Raw genomic sequence first — 17,704 nt, 5'->3', positions numbered from 1 at the left:
ATCATGCCCCCATCAGTTCGGGAGCGTGAATCACGCCGGCAAGGTGGTCGCAACCCGATTAATGGGTCCTGACCCTAGGCCAGAACTCAGCTGGTGCGATCAGCATGTCCGAGGCTGCCGGTAAGCTCGGTGTCGACACCGCAACAATCCGCAACCTGATGAACGCGGGCTACTTGACCGCTGCTCCAAAGAGCCAAAAGTCCTCAGAACGCTGGCGGGTGGTCGATGAGGCCTCCGTCACAATGTTCGGCGAACACTACATCTCTGCTACCGATCTTGCCCGCGAGTTGCGACGCGATCCCGCCAACCTCTGCCGCGAGCTTTACAAGAACGGCGTTGAACCACTCATCTTCAACGGCGAAAACCGGATCATCTTCCGCCGCCGCGATGTGAAGGATAGATGAGGTCAGGAATTATGGTGGAATTTGCTGCTTGATGGGGCCGAAACCTGTGCAGTCCATCCCCAAGACCTTCTGACACGATAACCCTTGAGAAAGCCGACCACTGCGTCGGCTTTTTTATGTCGTCCCAGAGGCAACCTTATTTGACGAAAAAGGCAGCTTCAGTTCAGCATCGAGATTTCGGGGCGCTGAATTCAAAAGGAAATTCTGACGCTGAGAGGCAAAACTATGTGCCCCTTCCCATTCTCTGAAAAGCATCAGATAGATCTGCCTTTCTCGTCAGAGGATTTGCCTCTGTCGTGCAGGCGGGTGCTGTTTTCCCTACGGAAATTCTTGCTGCTTTGATCCGCGCCCGCGGCGTGTTGATCACTTCGCAGCGCTTTCCCCTGTCAAAGCCAAGGATGGCCCATGAGCGACCATTTCTTCGTCGTGACGGGCGGCCCCGGTGCGGGCAAGATTAGCCTGATCACCGAGCTCGCCCGCCGCGGCCTCCACACAATCCCCGAATCCGGCCGCGCGGTCATTCGCGAGGAGATGCAGAGCGGCGGAGACGCCCTCCCCAGGCGGACCGCATGGCCTATGCCGAACGGATGCTTGAGCGCGATCTCCACGCCTACGAGGACGCTCAGGCCCCGTAATCTTCGACCGAGGCATTCCCGACATCCTGGGCTACCTAACCCTCTGCGACCTCCCCGTGCCGCCCCATGTGACCACAGCAGCCAAGGTAGCGCCCTACAACGCCCGCGTCTTCCTGGCGCCATATTGGGATGAGATCTTCACGCAAGACAGCGAACGCAAGCAGACTCGCGCCGAAGCCGAAGCGACCTGTGCCGTCATGCGGGAGACCTACACCGCGCTCGGATACCAACTCACGGAGTTGCCGCGCGCCAACATTGCAACACGCGCCGACTTTGTCTGTGCGCAGCGGGTCAACTGACCGTGATCGCGAGAGGCCGTGGCGAAACTGCTGAAGCGGACAAACCGCATGGTCCCTCCGGCCTCCCGCTGCCTGACATTCACGGCCCTTATCGGCCCGTTGCCGACCTTTGCTTCGCCGACTAACGCCGCAGCGCGGCATCATCAGACCGGACTTTCGCTGCGCCTGCATGGGTTCCGAAACATCGAACTCGCACAACGCGGGACAACGAGGTCACGCAATCGCGCACAAAAGAGAAAAACCTAATCGGGATCACATTGGACATTCCTGCCAATATTGCACGATTTTCGGAAAGGTCGCGCGAGCCTCCTATGTCTGCGGGCTTTGGCGGACGGACCGACCTCGCTTTGGCACAGATTTCAGCTCCTGCCCCCTGATTGCGGTCCGGAACGCCGTTGGCGTCATGTTGCGGGCATTGCGAAAGCGTCGCGCGAAGTCGGCGGCATCGGAGAAACCGCACTCGGTTGCGATCAGGCCCACGGGGCTGTCGGTCTGCATCAGCATTTGGCACGCCCGGCCAAGCCGCAGTTGCAGCACATAGGCGCTGATGGACATGCGGGCGCTGCGCTTGAAGATCCGTTGCAGCTGACTTTCGGTCAGATGCACAAGATCACACAGCGGGGCCAGCCGCACCGGTTCATCGTAATGGGCATGCAAATGGTCCAGCACCTTCTGCATCCGCGCCCGGTCGCGCGGCATCTCGCTGACGGTAACCTCTCCGCTGGCCAGCGGCACTCGGTCAGTAGATCCTGACAAGGTCGCAAGGATGGATTGGAAGGCAATCACCTGATCCACGCTGTCAATCTGACCCAGTTGCAGGATCCGGTCTCGCAGTTGCGCCGACGTTTGTGCGCCGAACCGCAATCCACGCCGGGCCTGCGCAAGCAGCGGCGTGACGGGCGAAAGCTCTGGCACCAGACCGATCAGGCTGGTGATCCAGTCACTGGTGAACCAGCACACAATGGCGCGATGGTCGCCGGCAATCTCGATCAGGTTTTGGGATTGAAACGCGTGCGGCAGATTGGGGGCGATCAGGACAAGATCGCCATCGTTGTAGGGCCCGACATGATCTCCCACAAAGCACAATCCGCGGCTGTTCACCGTGAGGGTAAGTTCGAATTCCGGATGGTAATGCCAGTTGAACGGAAACTCTGGCAGGCGGCGGTCGAAGACATGCAGGGACCGGTCCGGCGGGATGGCAACGGTCTCGAAGTAGGGTGGCGATATGGGCATTACATTCAACTGTAGCGCTGAGATGCGGCAATCATACAAGGATATGCGGCAATAGGGAATGGTGCGCGCGGTGAAGGCTTGGCATCTGTGAAGCGGAAACCGGGGAGGATGTGATGCAAACCATTAGGACGGATGTCGCGATTATCGGGTCGGGGGTGGGTGGATCTGCCGTGGCGCATCAACTCGCAGGCAGCGGCGCGAAAATCCTGATCCTCGAACGCGGCGACGATCTGCCGAATGAGCCGCAGAACAGCGATGCAGAGGCGGTTTTCGTCCAGTCCCGATACAAGACGGCGGATGAATGGGTGGACGCGAAGCGGGCACCCTATCGGCCCGGTCAATACTACTATGTCGGCGGGCATACGAAGTTCTACGGCACCGCGATGTTTCGGTTCCGCGAAAGTGATTTCACGCACACGCAGATCGATGGCGCCACATCCCCCGCCTGGCCGGTCAGCTACGCCGATCTTGCGCCATACTACGCCGCAGCCGAACGCCTGTATGGCGTGCGCGGCGCGGCAGGTGTCGATCCGACCGAGCCGCCCCGCGATGCCTTCCCCCACGCCGCGATCCCGCACGAGCCGGTGATTGCCGCGCTGTCGGATCGGTTGCGCGCCCAGGGCCTGCACCCATTTGCGATGCCATCTGCAATCGATTATGGCCCCGATGGCACCTGCCGGCGCTGCGGCACCTGCGATGCCTTTGCCTGCCGGTTCGACGCCAAGGGTGACGCGGATAAGCGCGTGCTCCGCCCACTTTTGGCGCATTCGGACGTGCGGCTGGACCGCAACGCAAAGGTTACGCGACTGATCACCGATGGCGAGGGCAAGCGTATCGTCGCCGCGGAGGTGCTCCGGTCCGGAGAGATCCTGCGCGTGGAAGCGCAGGTCTTCGCCCTCTGCGCGGGGGCGATCAATTCCGCTCTGATCCTGCTGCGGTCCGCCTGTGAGGCGGCACCGGACGGAATTGCCAACCGGTCCGACGTCGTGGGCCGATACCTGATGAACCATCACCTGACCGGGCTGATGGGGGTGAAGCCGTTCACTACAAACACCACGAAGTTCCCCAAAACCCTGTCGCTGAATGACTTCTACCACGGTTTGCCAGATGATCCCGATACGCGCGGCAACATCCAGATGCTCGGCAATATCCAGGGTGCGATGATCCGTGCAACGTATCCCAGAACGCCGCGTGCCGTGGCCGACTGGTTGGGCCGCCATTCCGTCGACGTGCTGGCGATGGGCGAGGATCTGCCCGACCGCGAGAGCCGCGTGCGCCTTCTGGACGGTGACCGGGTGCAGGTCGATTACCGCCCCGGCGGGCGGGCCGCCCATGACCGGTTCGTGCGCCATGTCAGGCATGTGCTGCGCCGGGCCGGGTTCCCGGTCGTTCTGCGTCACAGCTTCGGCATTCAGGCCCCCTCGCACCAATGCGGCACGGTGCGGATGGGCGATGATCCGGCGACATCAGCCCTAAACGCCATGTGCCGCGCGCATGATCATCCGAACCTTTACGTGGTGGACGCGGGGTTCTTTCCCTCATCCGCCGCGCTGAACCCCGCCCTGACCATCGCAGCCCAAGCGCTTCGGGTCGGGGCGCATCTACGCAATGCCCGCGCCATCTGAAAGGACACGCCCCATGAACTTCCTGTTGCCCCTGACGGGTTCCTTCGCACAACCCGCAGCCGAGAACCCGACCGTCGCGATGATCGAGGCCGCCTACCGCCATCACGGTCTCGATTGGCGCTACATCAACGTCGAGGTCTCGCCCGACGATCTGGCGGACGCGGTGCGCGGCGCTCGGGCGATGGGCTGGCGCGGCTTCAACTGTTCCATCCCGCACAAGGTCGCCGTGATCGACCACCTCGATGGGTTGGGAAAATCGGCCGAGATCATAGGAGCCGTCAACACCATCGTGCGCGACGGTGACCGGCTGATCGGTGAAAACACCGACGGGCGCGGCTTTGTCGCGGCGCTGAAAACGGTCGTGGATCCGGCGGGCAAATCCGTCGTCCTGTTCGGTGCGGGCGGTGCGGCGCGGGCGGTTGCGGTCGAGATGGCGCTGGCCGGCGCCACGCGGATCACCGTCGTCAACCGCAGCGCGGAGCGGGGGCGAGTGGTCGTCGATCTGCTGAACGACCGCACGGATACGCAGGCAAGCTACAAGTCGTGGGAGGGCACATTCGTCGTGCCGTCCGGCTCGGATATCGTGATTCATGCCACATCCGTCGGTCTGTATCCCGACGTCGACGCAATGCCCGACATCGACACCGACAGCCTGACGCCCGAGATGGTCGTTGCCGACGGCATTCACAACCCGCCCCTGACACGCCTGATTCAGGCCGCCAAGGATCGCGGCTGTAAGACCGTCGACGGGCTCGGGATGCTGGTGCAGCAGGGCGTGATTGGAGTGAAATACTGGACCGGTGTGGATGTCGATCCGCACGTCATGCGGCAGGCCCTGCTGGATCTCGAATTGTAGATGGAGAAGCGACTGTCTTGGACAGCGTCGGTCATTCTGATCTGGTTGCTGGCTGCCGGAAATCGACCAGACCAAAGAATATGAGGCGTCACGAGATCCGTCCCGATTTCGCTGTATGACAGGATTTTGCCAGAGTGTTTCATTAGTGGAAATGGGCTCGAAGCGGTCGAGCGGCGTGCAGCCAAATCACTCTGGCGGTGTAGCATGGCGCTCGCGGCCCACACCGGTCATTGGCCAGGATCACCATTGCCGCAGCGCGGCTTCCCCATACCGGACCTTCATGGCACCGCGCAGCATAGTCCAGGGCCCCAAGGTCAGCGGTGCGGGACATTCCCGTCATTCGCCGCGGCGGTCCGATCTGTGCCGCGATCGCGAGACTTTTTGCTGGATGGGCGGGAAGCAGGCTTTCGCTGCGTGTGCGAGCCGAGCCCTGCCAGACCACGGAAGCGGACACTCCGCCAGGATCGCGCCGCGGAACCCTGGTTCACCTGCAGGAAGGGTGGAGGCCGGAAGTTCGCTGCGGATGCCATGTGATCTTCGACCACCAAGAAATTCGGACCTTGGACATGCTTGCTGCATTGAGCTAAGTCGGCCTCGTCGACCGTGACCTGCTCCCTTTAGAGTCCGCGTTCTTTAGTTCGCTCTGTCCAGGGTTTGGTCCTCTACTGACCGTTGGTGATACTCCCACGGGGTGAGCCCGTCGAGGCTCGTGTGGGGGCGGTGGTTGTAGTCGTCGCGCCACGCCTCAATCAGGTCGTGGGCGTGGCGCAGATTGGCGAACAGGTGCTCATTGAGGCATTCGTCACGCAGCCGTCCATTGAAGCTCTCGACGAAGCCGTTCTGCATGGGCTTTCCTGGCGCGATGTAATGCCACTCGACCTTGCGATCCTCCTGCCATTTCAGAATGGCATTCGAGGTCAGCTCCGTGCCGTTGTCACTGACCACCATACATGGATAGCCGCGCACCCGTGCGATGCTGTCGAGCTCACGGCCGACACGTTGCCCCGACAGTGAAGTGTCCACGACCGTCGCCAGGCATTCCCGGCTGAAGTCGTCGATGACGCACAGCACGCGGAACCGGCGCCCGTCTGAGAGGCTGTCCGAGACGAAGTTTAAGGACCATCGCTGGTTCGGCCCTTGTGGGATCGCCATCGGCGCCCTCGTTCCGATCGCGCGCTCGCGACCGCCCCGTTTACGGACTGTTAAGCCCTCTTTCCGGTAGATCCGGTAAAGCTTCTTCCAGTTCACCTTCCAGCCTTCGCGGCCAAGAAGCAGGTGCAACCTTCGATAGCCGAAGCGACGCCGTTCGCTGGACAGCGCCTTGAGCCTCTCCCGCAGCTCGGCGTCCGCAGGTCTGGTTGATCCACGTCGATACACACGCGGGTCGATCCCGGCCAGGGCACAGGCCCGTCGCTGGTTGTAGCTCTTCGCTGTCATGGCCCAGTCCACGGCTTTCCGCCTCGCACCGGGCTTCAGAAGTTTTTTCCCAGCATCTCCCTGAGCGTGGCGACATCGAGCATCTGCTCCGCCAGCATCTTCTTCAGCTTCGCATTCTCGGCCTCAAGCGCCTTCAGCCGTTTGGCCTCCGACACTTCCATGCCCCCATACTTCGAGCGCCACCTGTAAAATGTGCCATCGCTGACGCCGTGCTTCCGGCAGAGCTCTTTGGCACCTATCCCGGCCTGGTGCTCCTTCAGGATGCCAATGATCTGCTCTTCGCTGAAACGGCTTTTCCGCATCTTCTGACTCCTCGTTTCGAGAACAGGCTAACCTCAAACCGCGGACGTTTCAGGGGAGCAGGTCACGTAGCTTATGTCAGTGTCCGAATTTCAGTGAGTAGCTCAAACTGCTGCAGAAGGCTTGGGCCGAGAGTGGCAAGGTCTACGGCTACCGCAAGCTGCATGACGATCTGGTCGAACAGGGCGAAAGCATTTGTCCGAACCGCGTTTCCCGACTGGCGCAACAGGCGGGGATCAAGGCACAGATCGGCTACAAGCGCCGCCCCGGCAGCTATGGCGGCAAGCCGTCGGTCGTGGTCGACAACACCCTCGACCGGCAGTTTGATGTCGAGGTTCCGGACAAGGTTTGGGTAACCGTCATCACCTACATCCGGACGCAAGAGGGGTTCGCTTACCTTGCGGTGGTCATCGACCTGTATTCCCGGCGCGTGGTCGGCTGGTCGATGCAAAGCAGACAGACGACAGATGTCGTCCTGCAGGCCCTGCTCATGGCCGTCTGGCGGCCAAGCCGAAGAACAAGGGTAACCGTCCGGTCAGCCCGCACTAATGACGGCTTGCTCCGAAGAATGAGATGCGGCCAACAGTCTTAGGCTGCAAGCTTCCAAAGCGGGGAACTGCTGGACGCAAATTTTTCGTAGCACGGCTCAAATGATTGCTCGCCTGCCATTGTTCAGACAACAGAAACTGAAAAGGTCGCGATAGTAGTCGTCTTTGATGATCTCGTGAAATTTGCGGCGGTGCCAATCAATTGAAGCCTTGCGCAGCTGCATTAGGCGGCCATCCGAAAGGTCATCCAGCACTTGCATCTCATCTTTGACACGGGAAGACCAACGCGAGAGGGTTTCATCTCTGGATTGATTTCGGTTCCGTTTCTGCCAGAATGTCTGATCGACGCTACGGTTGGCCTGATGTGCGCTGCCTTTCCATGACTTGATGACGAAACTCGCGGCATCTCGGACGACATAATGGTTGACTTGGGCAAAGGCGAGCTGACCTGGGTCTGTACTTTGGAAGTTCCGCTGTTCAAATTGCTGTTCAGTCAAGCCCGAGGCATTGATGGTCCTTACTGTATCGCTTGATGCATCGAGCGGAACCGGCATGTGAATACCTGGCCGCTGGAAACAGGAGCGGCGAAACAGGGTTTTGAATGGCCGGAAATTCTTGATACTTTCTTCTCGTGGCGTGGCGAGCTGGAACCGTTCTGATACCAGATCGGGTGTTATGTCAGTCAGGCCGGAATTTCCGAACATTGCCCAATTGACATATACTTGGTCTGCTTCCGGAAGCTTCTCGAACCAGTCGTCAAGTGTTTCCAGCGGGGGCTGCAAGCACAGGAACTCGTCCATATCAAGCGCCATGACCCAATCGCTCCGCAGGTATTCGGGCTGCCGCACCGCCCGCCTGTAAGCTTGGATCTGGTGCTTGCCTTTGTCGGCGCGATTATACTTGTAGTTCACGAGACCCAAGTCACTCAGGCAACTAAGTATCTCATGAGTGCAGTCATCCGAGTCGTTCTGGAAAATGATGAAATCATCGAAACCTATCAAACGGTGATAAGCTATCCATTCAAGAAAATATGGGCCTTCATTCTTAGCGGTTGTCACTAGCGTGAAACGGTTGACGTTTTTCATCTGATTGCCTGCTATTAGATTATGTTCTTCCGGTAGATCTGCTCTACCGTGATTGAATGGGCGCTGTTACTCTGCCCGCACAGCGTAACGCCACGGCATCAGCTCGTCGAGGCGAGTGATCTTGTGATCCGCAATTCGGGCGAGAACCCAAGTGAGCCATGCTTGTGGATCTACGCCGTTCATCTTGGCAGTTTCGATCAGGGTATAGGCGATGGAAGCCGCTTTTCCGCCGCCCTCGGAGCCGACGAACAGGTAATTTTTGCGGCCTATCGCAATTGGCTTCATCGCCCGCTCCGCGGAGTTGTTGTCAAGTTCCAGGATGCCGTGATCCAGATAGGGGCACAGCTTCTTCATCCGCGTCAGAGCATAGCGGATGGCCTTGGCCAGTTCGGATTTGCCCGGAATCCGTGCCAGCTGCGCGGCCAGCCAGGCTTCCAGATCATCGAGCAGCGGCTTTGACCGGGATTGGCGCAGTTGGACGCGCTCCTGCGGCGGCAATCCGCGGGCGTCCTTTTCCACGGCATAAAGCTCAGCAATCCGGCGGATCGCTTCTTCGGCAACGGCCAGCCTCTGCGATTGAAACACATCGGCGAACTTGCGGCGGATATGCGCCATGCAGGCAACCTCGCGGATTGCACCGGACCGGTAAAGTTCGTTGAAGCCGGTATAGCCATCCGCGTGCATCCAACCGTTGTAGCTGGCCAGATGCGCTGAGGGATGCTCGCCTTTGCGGTTGGAGGAGAACCGGTACCAGGCGGCAGGCGGGTCAGCTCCGTTCCATGGGCGTTCGTCCCTCACATAGGTCCAGAAGCGGGCCGTGGCGCACTTGCCCTTTGCCTGCATGCTGATGGGAGTATCGTCGGCAAATATCGCCTGTCCCGCTTTGACATGACGGCCGATGGCATCAGCCAAGGGTTCCAGCAGCGCAGCAGAGCGGCCAACCCAATCCGCCAGGGGGGACCGGTCCAGATTAATCCATTCCCGTCCGTAGATTTGCGATTGCCGGTACAGAGGGCAGTGGTCCGCATATTTGCTGACCAGGACATGGGCCAGGAGACCCGGACCGGGACGTCCGCGCTCGATGGGACGCGATGGAAGTGCTGATTGAATGATCAGGTCGCAATCCCGGCAGGCCATGCGCGGACGGACAATCCGGTTCACGATAAAGCGGCCCGGGACGTATTCCAGCTCCTCGGTGACATCTTCCGAGAGAGTTCGCAGCATGCCGCCGCATTTGCAGGTCTCGCCCGGTGTCAGCACTTGGTCGAACCGGGGCAGCTCCGGCGGCAGAGGCTTGCGTCTAGGCTTGGCCTTCTGGCTCTTTGCATCACCATCAGGAGCATCTTCGATGGCAACCTGCGCCGCCGCTGTCTCTTCCTCCTCCAGCCGGAGTTGAAGCTGATCCAGGCTTTCCGACTTTGATCCGAACCGGTGCCGGTTATGGCCAGTAAGCTGGTGTTCCAGTTTGGCAATCTTCAGCGCCTGCGCCTTCACCAGATCGAGCAAACCTTCCGCTGTGCCGCGGAGCTCGCCGGGATCAGAAGGCAGTGTTTTGGGCGCATCCAGCATGGGCCGATATATACCCTGGCTATGGCGGGATGGGAATCCTACGGCTCTGCTATCGCGGGAAAATTACCAGCCGTCAGTGGCTTCCAGGTCTTCTGCGGCAATCGCCAATCGATCCCTTCCAGCAGCATCGACAGCTGAGCCGGTGTCAGGCTGATCTTACCGTCTTTCGCAGAAGGCCAGACAAACCAGCCCCGCTCAAGCCGCTTGGAAAACAGGCACGCCCCCTGGCCATCCCACCAAATGACCTTCAGCAGGTCCCCCCGCCGTCCCCGGAATACGAATAAGTGCCCGCAGAACGGATCTTCCGCCAGCACCTTCTCAGCCAGTGCCGACAGCCCGCCGAACCCTTTGTGCATGTCCGTGACTCCGGCGGCCAGCCAGATCTTCGTGCTTGCCGGAACCGGGATCACGCCGAAAGCTTCCGGATCAGTGCGGCAATCGCATCGGGATCAAATCCGCCCTGAACCTTCAGGCGGTGGCCGTTGGCAAGCTCCACCTCGATCTGCGCCCCGGCATCTGGCGGGGCTGAAGCAGGCTCAGCATCTAAAACTTCGACCGGCAGGAACCGGGTGACGGGTTCTTCTTCAGCCTCGGCCGCAAACCGGGGTTCTTTCAGCCAGTTGAAGACCTGATTGGCATTCACATCATAGCGCCGTGCAACCTGGGCAACCGATACACCGGGCACCCGCGTCTGCGCGCAAACCATACGCTTCTCGTCTTCAGACCAATTCCGACGTCTGCGCCGCTTTGCCGTGCCCAACCTCGATAATGTCCACTTGTTCGCTAATGGACATTATCCCTCACTAACGAGGGCCGTCAGTGCGGGCAGGCCGGACGGTTACGAACAAGGTGCTGATCCATTCAGATCAGGGCAGTCAGTTCACCAGCGTGCATTGGGCTGCGTTCCTGCGCGCCCACAATCTTGAGCATTCGATGAGCCGCCGTGGCAACTGCCATGACAACGCCGTTGCCGAGAGCTTCTTCAACCTGCTCAAGCGCGAGCGGATCAGGCGCAGAACCTGCCGGACACGCGAAGACGCAAGGCAGGACGTGTTCGATTACATCGAGATGTTCTACAAACCGAAACGCAAACATGCGAGGAATGGGATGTTGTCGCCCGCCGAGCTCGAGCGGCAGCAGAAGATCAGACGTGAAGGCGTCTAAGAAACTCGGGGCTATTCATCCTTCCATTTCTTCGAAAGGATCACACCATCAAACCGTGGGATAAAACACCTAGGCTCGTTGTGAAAGCGAAGCTTTCCTGCGTCATCAACAACTACCGTCTTAGACGCCCCGCAGATGGAGACGTTTGGATATCAGGCCTACCCCTCCGCACTCATTTTCGCTTGACGGCCAACCGCGATCTCGCATCCCGTAGAGCATGTCGGAAATGTGGCGCACCGCGCCTGCTCAGCACCGCCATGCATAGCCGAACGATCAGATCGTCACGTCGGCGTGTAATGACTTGGGCCAAAAGTTCTTTTTGGTAACGTGGCGAAGCATAGCGTTTACGCATTAGCTGCCGAAATTCTACGATGTCAGGCTCGGGCTTGAGCAGGCAGCTAGCTGCCTCTTTCAGGACGCCCATTGTGCCCCACAGGGACATGATACGGTGTCCCATGAACCGGCAACTGATATGGGTTATGTTATCCCCTCGAAACAAAGCTGCGTGCATAGCGTCAAGTTGCGACGCGGGATCAAAGACCAAGATCACCTGATTGGCGGTCCGGACCTCGTCCGGCGCAAACCCGTAACGATTAGAGAAATTCCGCCGCCATGCCTTGCGATAGCGGGTTTCCCAACTTGCGATACCGCGATCCAGTGTCGCTTGAGGGCTAATTGCGATCACATCCGCACCTGGAGAAGCCGACGAAAACGCACAGGCCGCGTAGGCGCCCATGGACGCGCCGTAGAAAATGACGCGTTCAAAATCCTTGAAGAACCCAGACGCGCGCAGCTCATCAAAAAAGTTCAGCACGCATTCATCACGATACCAACTCCATTCACGTGCCATCAGGCCCAAAATAGACCAGTTATTCTTTTCAGCCAGCGAATAGCCCCAAGGCAATTGGTCTTCCGTCCGGCTTACAACGTGATCGAGATTCTCGAACGTAACCAATAGTGTGCCACCGCGCTGCGAGAACAAGACACTGTGTTTCGGGCCTAGCTCTCGATAAAATCCTTCACGCGCGCCCTTTTCGATCAGCGCCGCTTCACCCGGCGATGACGTTTGTGTTGTTAGTGTCAACTTCGACATTCTTCTGCTCTTTTTTTATGCGCTTGCGGCGGCGGTTAAACGCCCACTTGAACTGACTCGCTCTGTCGTCATGCTTGCGTGCTTGGAAGTGACCTATCATTTCCAGACAATAGATGCGTGTGTTTCGGCGTCCGCGTACCAGCCGGGCAAAACTTTCCGCGGTCAACGTCCCGTCAATCGCAGTCCGCATGACCGTCTTCAACGTCTCTGTTCTACGCAGAACCATCGCGGTTTTATGCCCGCATCCGGGTGCGCGCAGCAGCGTGACATTGTCCGGAGGAATGCGCGCCGCATGCCGTGCATCGTTTATGTCGAACGGATCGTAAATCACATACGCCTTGCCCAGATTTTGCAGGTCCGCGGCCGCATCCGAATAAGGCAACGTCCAGTCCTGAAGTCGCGATTTTACAAAGCGGCGTTCCCACGGAACCAGATCCTGGTTCAGGGTTGACTGCGGGCTGAAGGCAACGACGCGAGCACCAGGCGCAAGGTGGGAAAACGTGAGGGCTGCAAAGCCCCCCATCGACGTGCCTGCCATGGCGACGACAGGAAAACGCTCAAAGAACCCTTCGTCCCGCAGCCTTTCGAGATACGTAATCAACTGCGGATCGCGGAACCAGGTTGGCCCGTTAGCTATGACACCTAAGTGACTATGTCCTTCATCGGCTATGAACTTCGCGGCCCATGGATCCCGGTTCAAGTAAGCCCCACCCGCCTGCGAGAGGTTGTCAAACGTAACGATTAGGGTGGAGGGCGAACGCTCCACATAGACAAGTGCGTGATCTTTCATCGCGTGATAAAAGCCCGTGAACTGGCCACCGGGGTAGATGTGTCGGTACCAAAGTGGGGCTTCGTCGGCTATGGGATCGGACATGTGGTTGCGCCTGCTCAGTTTCATTGCACCTCAGATGCGTGATCGTCGGCATCTTGCGCAACGATATCAGCATGCAGGTCAGCGTCGATGTTGCTGCCAGAGATAACGCAGGCCGATATGCCGCCCGGCGGGGTCTCGCGCAGGGCCGCGGCAAGTGCGGTACATCCGCCCAGCTCTGCCCGAACGCCGTGCGCGTGCCAGAGCCACCGGCACGCCGCACGCAGTTCGGCTACTTCAACGCTAGTGAACCGTGCGGTGCTGGCCTCACGCATGATGCGCGTTGGAATGACGCCAAGCGTCCTGATCGCGACCCCTTCTGTCGAGGGTTCCGGCGCTTTGTCCATGTGCGGCAGATCGCCCTGCTTGTTCCAAGCAATTCGAGTCACGCGCTCATAAGGGCTCAGCTCTACGCCAATAATCGGAATACCGCGTCCTTCGCAGGCTTGAACGGCACCGGAAAACAATCCACCGCCCCCGATGGGTACGAACATAGAAATGTTGTCTGGCTCGAGATCCTCGAGGATCTCGAGAAACACATTGCGGTTGCCGACGATTATATCAGCATGGTCATAGCTAGGAACAAGGTACGCGGTACCATCTGCCGCAAAACGCTCCGCCTCTGCCAATGCGTCCTGATAGTCGCCATCGATCAAACGGATCTCACCACCCGCTGCGGATATGGAAGCCAGCTTTCGGGCAGGCGTTGAGCGGGGGACCATGATCACGGCATGCAACCCGTTGGCCCGTGCCGCCAAAGACAGGCCGATCGCGTGGTTCCCGGTTGATGCGGTGGTAACCACACCGGAAGAGATTCTATTCACGCTCAAAAAGTGCGAGGGCCCCCGCAATTTGAAGGACCCGCTTGGCTGCGCCCCTTCGTCCTTAAGCCAAAGCAACCGACCATCTAAAAGGGGAGCGCGGATCAACGGTGTGCGGATCGGCGTATCAGGGCCCATTTCTTAAAAACTCCCTTCAAATCTTCTTAACGAAGACTGTATTCTTCAAGACTTTCACTCAGCGGTGAATTTTTATTACGAAGCGCATTATCCGACGTCCGGGTATATCTGATGTCGCGCAAGGCTGGCGCCGTGCGTTCTATCAGACGGTCATTGTATTGCAGTCGAAAGCGCATCAGCGGCGGGGCCGAGGCAAGGTGCTGAATGATCTGGCGATCGCAGCCAGGCGCCATATAAAAGTTACGCCAGAACCCGTAGAACGAAAAGCCCAGAGAATAATTACGGTAAAGCTCCAAGCCCATGAGATCAAGAACACGCGCCCCGGCTGCCGTCGGCAACGTCTCTCGCCATGCTGCGAGCCGGCCTTTTACCCAAGGCATTGCCCCCAAAGCCGGCTGGTCGTGGAATAAAAGCTCTGCAACAACGTCATTTGGAACGCCTTCTGAACCGTGCTCAATGTAAGCGCTGATCCCCTTGTTGCGCCACAAAACTGCCTTCGAAATATCCGTCACATGGCCCCGCATGACAACGCCACCTGATGGCAGGGCATTTGTGGCGAGCATTTCACGCCGAATTAACTCGTGCTTCTTAAGCTTCTGAGGGTAAGCGTTGTCGAGGCGTCCCCGCGCCAATGCTGCTTCGCGCAGATACCTGTAAACGCGACGCGGTGGCATCTGAATTGTCTGACCCGGATCCATCGTATCGATGATGGAATGTTCCCACCCTGTCACGGCACACATCTCTGCGGCGATTTCCGCATCGATCCGGGTGTTATAGTTTGTCACATGGCTAAATGCGTAGTCTGGCGTCAGTTCTGCATGCGCCGCAATCGCCATGATAATGCGGCTGTCCTGTCCGCCGCTCAGGGGCAGAATGAAGGGTGGGCGCGCCTTTGCGATGGCGCTTATAATTTGCACATGGCGTGCGATTACCGTATCCATCCCCGCGTCCAGTTCTTCCAAGTTGGAATAGGAAAATGGGGTCTCCTCGGTCGGCCAGAAACGAACCTGTTCTCCAGAGGCAATGTCGAAATAATGGTTAGCCATCAGTGCTACGACATCGCGGTCAGCGGTGTACCCAAACGAGTAGCGGCTTGACACAAGTTCTCGCGGGTAGTCGGGCGACGGCGAAGGCGGGCGGTCAAGCACAAGAAAGAGAGAGGAGCCGATGGCCCCGGTTTCCCGATTGACCATGACCCCCATCGATCCGGTCGGGTCCAGATAGATACGCCGCGCCTGTTTGTGTTTGAGAAACACGACATACCTCCCCCCTAGGCCGGCGATATAGGTCTCCAGTCCTTGCAGGTCAGGCCCGTTGGCCAACACGGCGTCTAGCCTATCCTCGGTTGCAAGCGCCCCCTTCTCATCGACGGCGATGCCTAGTACGATAATCTGCGTCTCTTCTGAGATCGCCTGCGCGATGGGCAAGGACCGACCTACGAGAAGCGACCTGCCGTCAAATCGGTATGGGTCAAAGCCCGACACGGAAAAATCTGCATCTTCGCACATCAGAAATTGCTGCGTAAAGGTCCGCGAAAACCTTAACTTAAGATTTTCGGTTAGCGCGACAGCATGTGGCATCATTATATCACTCCACACCCGGAACTTCCCGGGCATTAGCGTTTGTGGATCACAAGAACCTGGTCGCGGCGGTTTTTCTGGAACTGGGCCTGAAACAAGAAGCAGCCAGAGATATCAACCCGCATATCATTAAGTTCTTTTTCTATCGCAGGCTCAGGGTGTCTAAACACGCTGGCTTCCAGATAGCTCTGGAAGAGTGTGGCTGTCTTTGGATATCCTAGTGTCTCAAAGTCTTTGGGCTGCCAGCGCAGGTCTTCGATAATATAAAGACCACCGGACTTAACCTTGCCAAACAGTTCTAACAACCCATTCTGCTGATGGTGGGAAGCATGGCTTGCATCATCGATAACGATGTCAAGTGCTTTTATATCGCTGGTGGCCGCCCGAATGTTTTCGCGGCGATCCATGTCACAGCAATGGAATACAAAACGCGGGTCCTTGAACCAGCTGAAGTCAGACACGTCGAGCCCATGGATCTTGGCCTTTGGGAAAAATTCGAGCCACATCCTGACCGATGGTGCATCGGTTGTAGGACGAGCTGCGTTATTTCCGTGCTCTGGCCCGCCAATCTGAAGGCCCATTTCAAGGAAGGAGATCGTGCGGTTGCGATACGGCAGGAACAGCATTTGATACAGTTCGGAATACCGGTGCTTAGCTGAGCCTTTGTCGGAGCCATACTTGTCGGCAAGATCAGTCAGGTTGACCTCGCCACGTCCGTACCGAACGCTGGGGTGGAGGGGAGCAAACATCGTCGGCCGCGGTGTAGCGGTCGATGCCACGGCTTCGCTTCCCGTCGGCGTCTCTTTGGCCGGTTCTGGCCGACCCTTGTTTGGGATCGGGGCCTTGCAGGGATCGATACCGTGTTTGGTAAGCAGTTTGCCCAGTAGGCTGGACCGATGCGGTACGCCGCCCTCTTTCTCTACTAGTCGCGCGCGCATACGACGCCCGAAAAGATGAACCGAATACGTGTTTTCAGTGATGTAGGGCGTAGTATCGAAATTGCGCCGCAACATTAAACGGCGATCCTTGAACTTGAAGGGATACAGCGCCTCTTGTGGCAAGGCATATTTCACCTCGCCCGTCGCGTGCAGAAAATGCGTAACCGCATGCGGGCCCCACACTCCCCAAGGTTGGTCTCCCGCATGAACTGGCATTCCGGCGTTTTTTGCGGCTTGCAGCTCCTGAGTATACTCATCCCCATACCATGTTGGTATGCTGAATTCATCGTTGGTAAAGTCGAGTAGCGCGCGCAGCGTGTCGCTGTCTTTGGGCAGCCCGAGGACACCGCCATTGATGTGCTTGTTCCCTTCCCAGCCGTAGAAATGCCCGTTTCGCGTTTGGAAAGGTTTCATGCAATAGGCGTCAGTGTCCGCCCAAATAACGTTATCTTCCTTCGCCAGCATCTTGTAGCGGAACAGGTCCGAGTGCAGAGCCGGGCTGCCCGTGCGCTCATGCCTAAGAAAACCGCTTTGGGGCAAAACTTCATTGGCATCGGCCAATTCCACCCCCTCCGGAACATTCTGCAGCGGCCCGTAGTGATACAAAACCACCCGGTGCCCCGCGTCAAGAAAAGACTTGACGCATAACTGCTCGAGATAGCTAAGAGGCCCCTGCAACCAGAGCATGCCGATGGTCTTCAACATTGCGTATTCCTGCTCTTGCTGTTTTGCGTGCGCGGTGGCACATGGCATTGCGTTTGGGAAATTTCATAACCGTGTTTGCTGCGCGCCCCCCCATCTTACGCGTGAGCCTTGGAGCAAAATCGTGTCCCACCGTTCGGTGCAAGGTCCTTGATCTTCGGAAAGGCTAGCTCTGAGCAGGTGGACGAAGCGGAAACTTCCAGAGTTAAAGTATCGTTTACGCGCGCGAGGGTTTCAAGGCTCATGTCGCCCGTCGTCTTCAGATAACTCTGTACGCTTGAATGGCCTATCGTGGGGCCCTTTCTCGCTGTTTTAGGGTCAGGACTCGTTCTCTCTCAAAGCCAGAAGATTACGGTCGCAGCGAGTGCTATTGCTGAGAAGAAGGTTTGCGGACAGCGATCATAGC

16 protein-coding genes and 2 pseudogenes are annotated in these 17,704 nt (G+C 58.4%); 7 read left to right on the top strand and 11 right to left on the bottom strand.

Going from position 1 to position 17,704, the window contains the following annotated elements:
• Nucleotides 1-104: 104 nt before the first annotated feature.
• The 3 genes from QMZ16_RS15725 (at nucleotide 105) to QMZ16_RS15715 (ending at nucleotide 1,338) form a co-directional block, all read left to right on the top strand.
• On the top strand, nucleotides 105-404 hold the full coding sequence (locus tag QMZ16_RS15725) for a hypothetical protein (protein WP_282603948.1): 300 nt from the start codon (nucleotides 105-107) through the stop codon (nucleotides 402-404).
• A 405-nt stretch (nucleotides 405-809) separates the two neighbouring features.
• Complete coding sequence (locus QMZ16_RS15720; RefSeq protein ID WP_282603947.1) at nucleotides 810-1,172, top strand: AAA family ATPase; 363 nt, start codon at nucleotides 810-812, stop codon at nucleotides 1,170-1,172.
• Nucleotides 1,054-1,338, top strand: a complete 285-nt coding sequence (locus QMZ16_RS15715; protein WP_348984673.1) for an AAA family ATPase — start codon at nucleotides 1,054-1,056, stop codon at nucleotides 1,336-1,338. The genes QMZ16_RS15720 and QMZ16_RS15715 overlap by 119 nt, the downstream gene beginning before the upstream one ends.
• 309 nt (nucleotides 1,339-1,647) lie before the next feature.
• On the opposite strand, the gene QMZ16_RS15710 is transcribed toward QMZ16_RS15715, so the two are convergent.
• Complete coding sequence (locus QMZ16_RS15710; RefSeq protein ID WP_282603946.1) at nucleotides 1,648-2,571, bottom strand: AraC family transcriptional regulator; 924 nt, start codon at nucleotides 2,569-2,571, stop codon at nucleotides 1,648-1,650.
• A gap of 113 nt (nucleotides 2,572-2,684) precedes the next feature.
• On the opposite strand from QMZ16_RS15710, the gene QMZ16_RS15705 reads away from it, so the two are divergent.
• Nucleotides 2,685-4,196, top strand: a complete 1,512-nt coding sequence (locus QMZ16_RS15705) for a GMC family oxidoreductase (RefSeq protein WP_282603945.1) — start codon at nucleotides 2,685-2,687, stop codon at nucleotides 4,194-4,196.
• Between the two features lie 13 nt (nucleotides 4,197-4,209).
• Entirely contained in the window at nucleotides 4,210-5,052 is an 843-nt protein-coding gene (gene aroE, locus QMZ16_RS15700) for a shikimate dehydrogenase (RefSeq protein ID WP_282603944.1), read from the top strand.
• A gap of 633 nt (nucleotides 5,053-5,685) precedes the next feature.
• Here aroE and QMZ16_RS15695 read toward each other — a convergent pair.
• Nucleotides 5,686-6,791, bottom strand: a protein-coding gene (locus tag QMZ16_RS15695) for an IS3 family transposase (RefSeq protein ID WP_282603943.1) whose coding sequence is annotated in 2 segments (ribosomal slippage) — nucleotides 5,686-6,542 and nucleotides 6,542-6,791 — 1,107 coding nt in all. Because the reading frame shifts where the segments join, the coding sequence is not laid out codon by codon here.
• Nucleotides 6,792-6,895: 104 nt separating this feature from the next.
• Here QMZ16_RS15695 and QMZ16_RS15690 point away from each other — a divergent pair.
• A pseudogene (locus QMZ16_RS15690) lies at nucleotides 6,896-7,381 on the top strand (DDE-type integrase/transposase/recombinase); the annotation flags it as partial.
• 54 nt (nucleotides 7,382-7,435) lie between these two features.
• Here QMZ16_RS15690 and QMZ16_RS15685 read toward each other — a convergent pair.
• The 4 genes from QMZ16_RS15685 to QMZ16_RS15670 all read right to left on the bottom strand — a co-directional run bounded on the left by QMZ16_RS15685 (nucleotide 7,436) and on the right by QMZ16_RS15670 (nucleotide 10,751).
• The gene (locus QMZ16_RS15685) at nucleotides 7,436-8,422 is read right to left on the bottom strand and encodes a glycosyltransferase family 2 protein (RefSeq protein WP_282603942.1); all 987 of its coding nucleotides are present in this window, start codon (nucleotides 8,420-8,422) and stop codon (nucleotides 7,436-7,438) included.
• 66 nt (nucleotides 8,423-8,488) lie between these two features.
• Nucleotides 8,489-9,991: an IS66 family transposase gene (locus QMZ16_RS15680; RefSeq protein ID WP_282603941.1), complete on the bottom strand. Its 1,503-nt coding sequence runs from the start codon at nucleotides 9,989-9,991 to the stop codon at nucleotides 8,489-8,491.
• A 38-nt stretch (nucleotides 9,992-10,029) separates the two neighbouring features.
• Complete coding sequence (tnpB, locus tag QMZ16_RS15675; protein WP_282603940.1) at nucleotides 10,030-10,401, bottom strand: IS66 family insertion sequence element accessory protein TnpB; 372 nt, start codon at nucleotides 10,399-10,401, stop codon at nucleotides 10,030-10,032.
• Nucleotides 10,398-10,751: a transposase gene (locus QMZ16_RS15670; protein WP_282603939.1), complete on the bottom strand. Its 354-nt coding sequence runs from the start codon at nucleotides 10,749-10,751 to the stop codon at nucleotides 10,398-10,400. The genes tnpB and QMZ16_RS15670 overlap by 4 nt, the downstream gene beginning before the upstream one ends.
• 86 nt (nucleotides 10,752-10,837) lie before the next feature.
• On the opposite strand from QMZ16_RS15670, the pseudogene QMZ16_RS15665 reads away from it, so the two are divergent.
• Nucleotides 10,838-11,155 (top strand): annotated as a pseudogene (locus QMZ16_RS15665) (IS3 family transposase); the annotation flags it as partial.
• A gap of 172 nt (nucleotides 11,156-11,327) precedes the next feature.
• On the opposite strand, the gene QMZ16_RS15660 reads toward QMZ16_RS15665, so the two are convergent.
• Genes QMZ16_RS15660 through QMZ16_RS15640 form a run of 5 tightly spaced genes read right to left on the bottom strand, consistent with a single transcriptional unit; the run spans nucleotide 11,328 to nucleotide 17,301 of the window.
• A complete protein-coding gene (locus tag QMZ16_RS15660; RefSeq protein ID WP_282603938.1) occupies nucleotides 11,328-12,248 on the bottom strand; it encodes a phosphoadenosine phosphosulfate reductase in 921 nt (306 codons plus the stop codon).
• A complete protein-coding gene (locus QMZ16_RS15655; RefSeq protein ID WP_282603937.1) occupies nucleotides 12,205-13,122 on the bottom strand; it encodes a hypothetical protein in 918 nt (305 codons plus the stop codon). The genes QMZ16_RS15660 and QMZ16_RS15655 overlap by 44 nt, the downstream gene beginning before the upstream one ends.
• 20 nt (nucleotides 13,123-13,142) lie before the next feature.
• Nucleotides 13,143-14,078 (bottom strand): pyridoxal-phosphate dependent enzyme, encoded by a 936-nt coding sequence (locus QMZ16_RS15650; RefSeq protein ID WP_282603936.1) that lies wholly within the window; start codon nucleotides 14,076-14,078, stop codon nucleotides 13,143-13,145.
• A gap of 26 nt (nucleotides 14,079-14,104) precedes the next feature.
• Nucleotides 14,105-15,658 (bottom strand): hypothetical protein, encoded by a 1,554-nt coding sequence (locus QMZ16_RS15645; protein WP_282603935.1) that lies wholly within the window; start codon nucleotides 15,656-15,658, stop codon nucleotides 14,105-14,107.
• A gap of 35 nt (nucleotides 15,659-15,693) precedes the next feature.
• The gene (locus QMZ16_RS15640) at nucleotides 15,694-17,301 is read right to left on the bottom strand and encodes a hypothetical protein (protein WP_282603934.1); all 1,608 of its coding nucleotides are present in this window, start codon (nucleotides 17,299-17,301) and stop codon (nucleotides 15,694-15,696) included.
• Between the last annotated feature and the right edge of the window lie 403 nt (nucleotides 17,302-17,704).

Source organism: Paracoccus sp. PARArs4 (genome assembly GCF_947311865.1).
Lineage (GTDB): Bacteria > Pseudomonadota > Alphaproteobacteria > Rhodobacterales > Rhodobacteraceae > Paracoccus > Paracoccus zeaxanthinifaciens.
Note: the sequence above shows the minus strand (reverse complement) of the source record. Positions and strands in the feature narration are given on the sequence as shown.

Excerpts from the sequence above, each read along its gene's own strand:
- QMZ16_RS15725 (WP_282603948.1), top strand. The coding sequence starts at position 105 with ATGTCCGAGGCTGCCGGTAAGCTCGGTGTCGACACCGCAACAATCCGC.
- QMZ16_RS15720 (WP_282603947.1), top strand. The coding sequence starts at position 810 with ATGAGCGACCATTTCTTCGTCGTGACGGGCGGCCCCGGTGCGGGCAAG.
- QMZ16_RS15710 (WP_282603946.1), bottom strand. The coding sequence starts at position 2,571 with ATGCCCATATCGCCACCCTACTTCGAGACCGTTGCCATCCCGCCGGAC.
- QMZ16_RS15705 (WP_282603945.1), top strand. The coding sequence starts at position 2,685 with ATGCAAACCATTAGGACGGATGTCGCGATTATCGGGTCGGGGGTGGGT.
- aroE (WP_282603944.1), top strand. The coding sequence starts at position 4,210 with ATGAACTTCCTGTTGCCCCTGACGGGTTCCTTCGCACAACCCGCAGCC.
- QMZ16_RS15685 (WP_282603942.1), bottom strand. The coding sequence starts at position 8,422 with ATGAAAAACGTCAACCGTTTCACGCTAGTGACAACCGCTAAGAATGAA.
- QMZ16_RS15680 (WP_282603941.1), bottom strand. The coding sequence starts at position 9,991 with ATGCTGGATGCGCCCAAAACACTGCCTTCTGATCCCGGCGAGCTCCGC.
- QMZ16_RS15660 (WP_282603938.1), bottom strand. The coding sequence starts at position 12,248 with ATGTCGAAGTTGACACTAACAACACAAACGTCATCGCCGGGTGAAGCG.
- QMZ16_RS15655 (WP_282603937.1), bottom strand. The coding sequence starts at position 13,122 with ATGTCCGATCCCATAGCCGACGAAGCCCCACTTTGGTACCGACACATC.
- QMZ16_RS15650 (WP_282603936.1), bottom strand. The coding sequence starts at position 14,078 with ATGGGCCCTGATACGCCGATCCGCACACCGTTGATCCGCGCTCCCCTT.
- QMZ16_RS15645 (WP_282603935.1), bottom strand. The coding sequence starts at position 15,658 with ATGCCACATGCTGTCGCGCTAACCGAAAATCTTAAGTTAAGGTTTTCG.
- QMZ16_RS15640 (WP_282603934.1), bottom strand. The coding sequence starts at position 17,301 with ATGTTGAAGACCATCGGCATGCTCTGGTTGCAGGGGCCTCTTAGCTAT.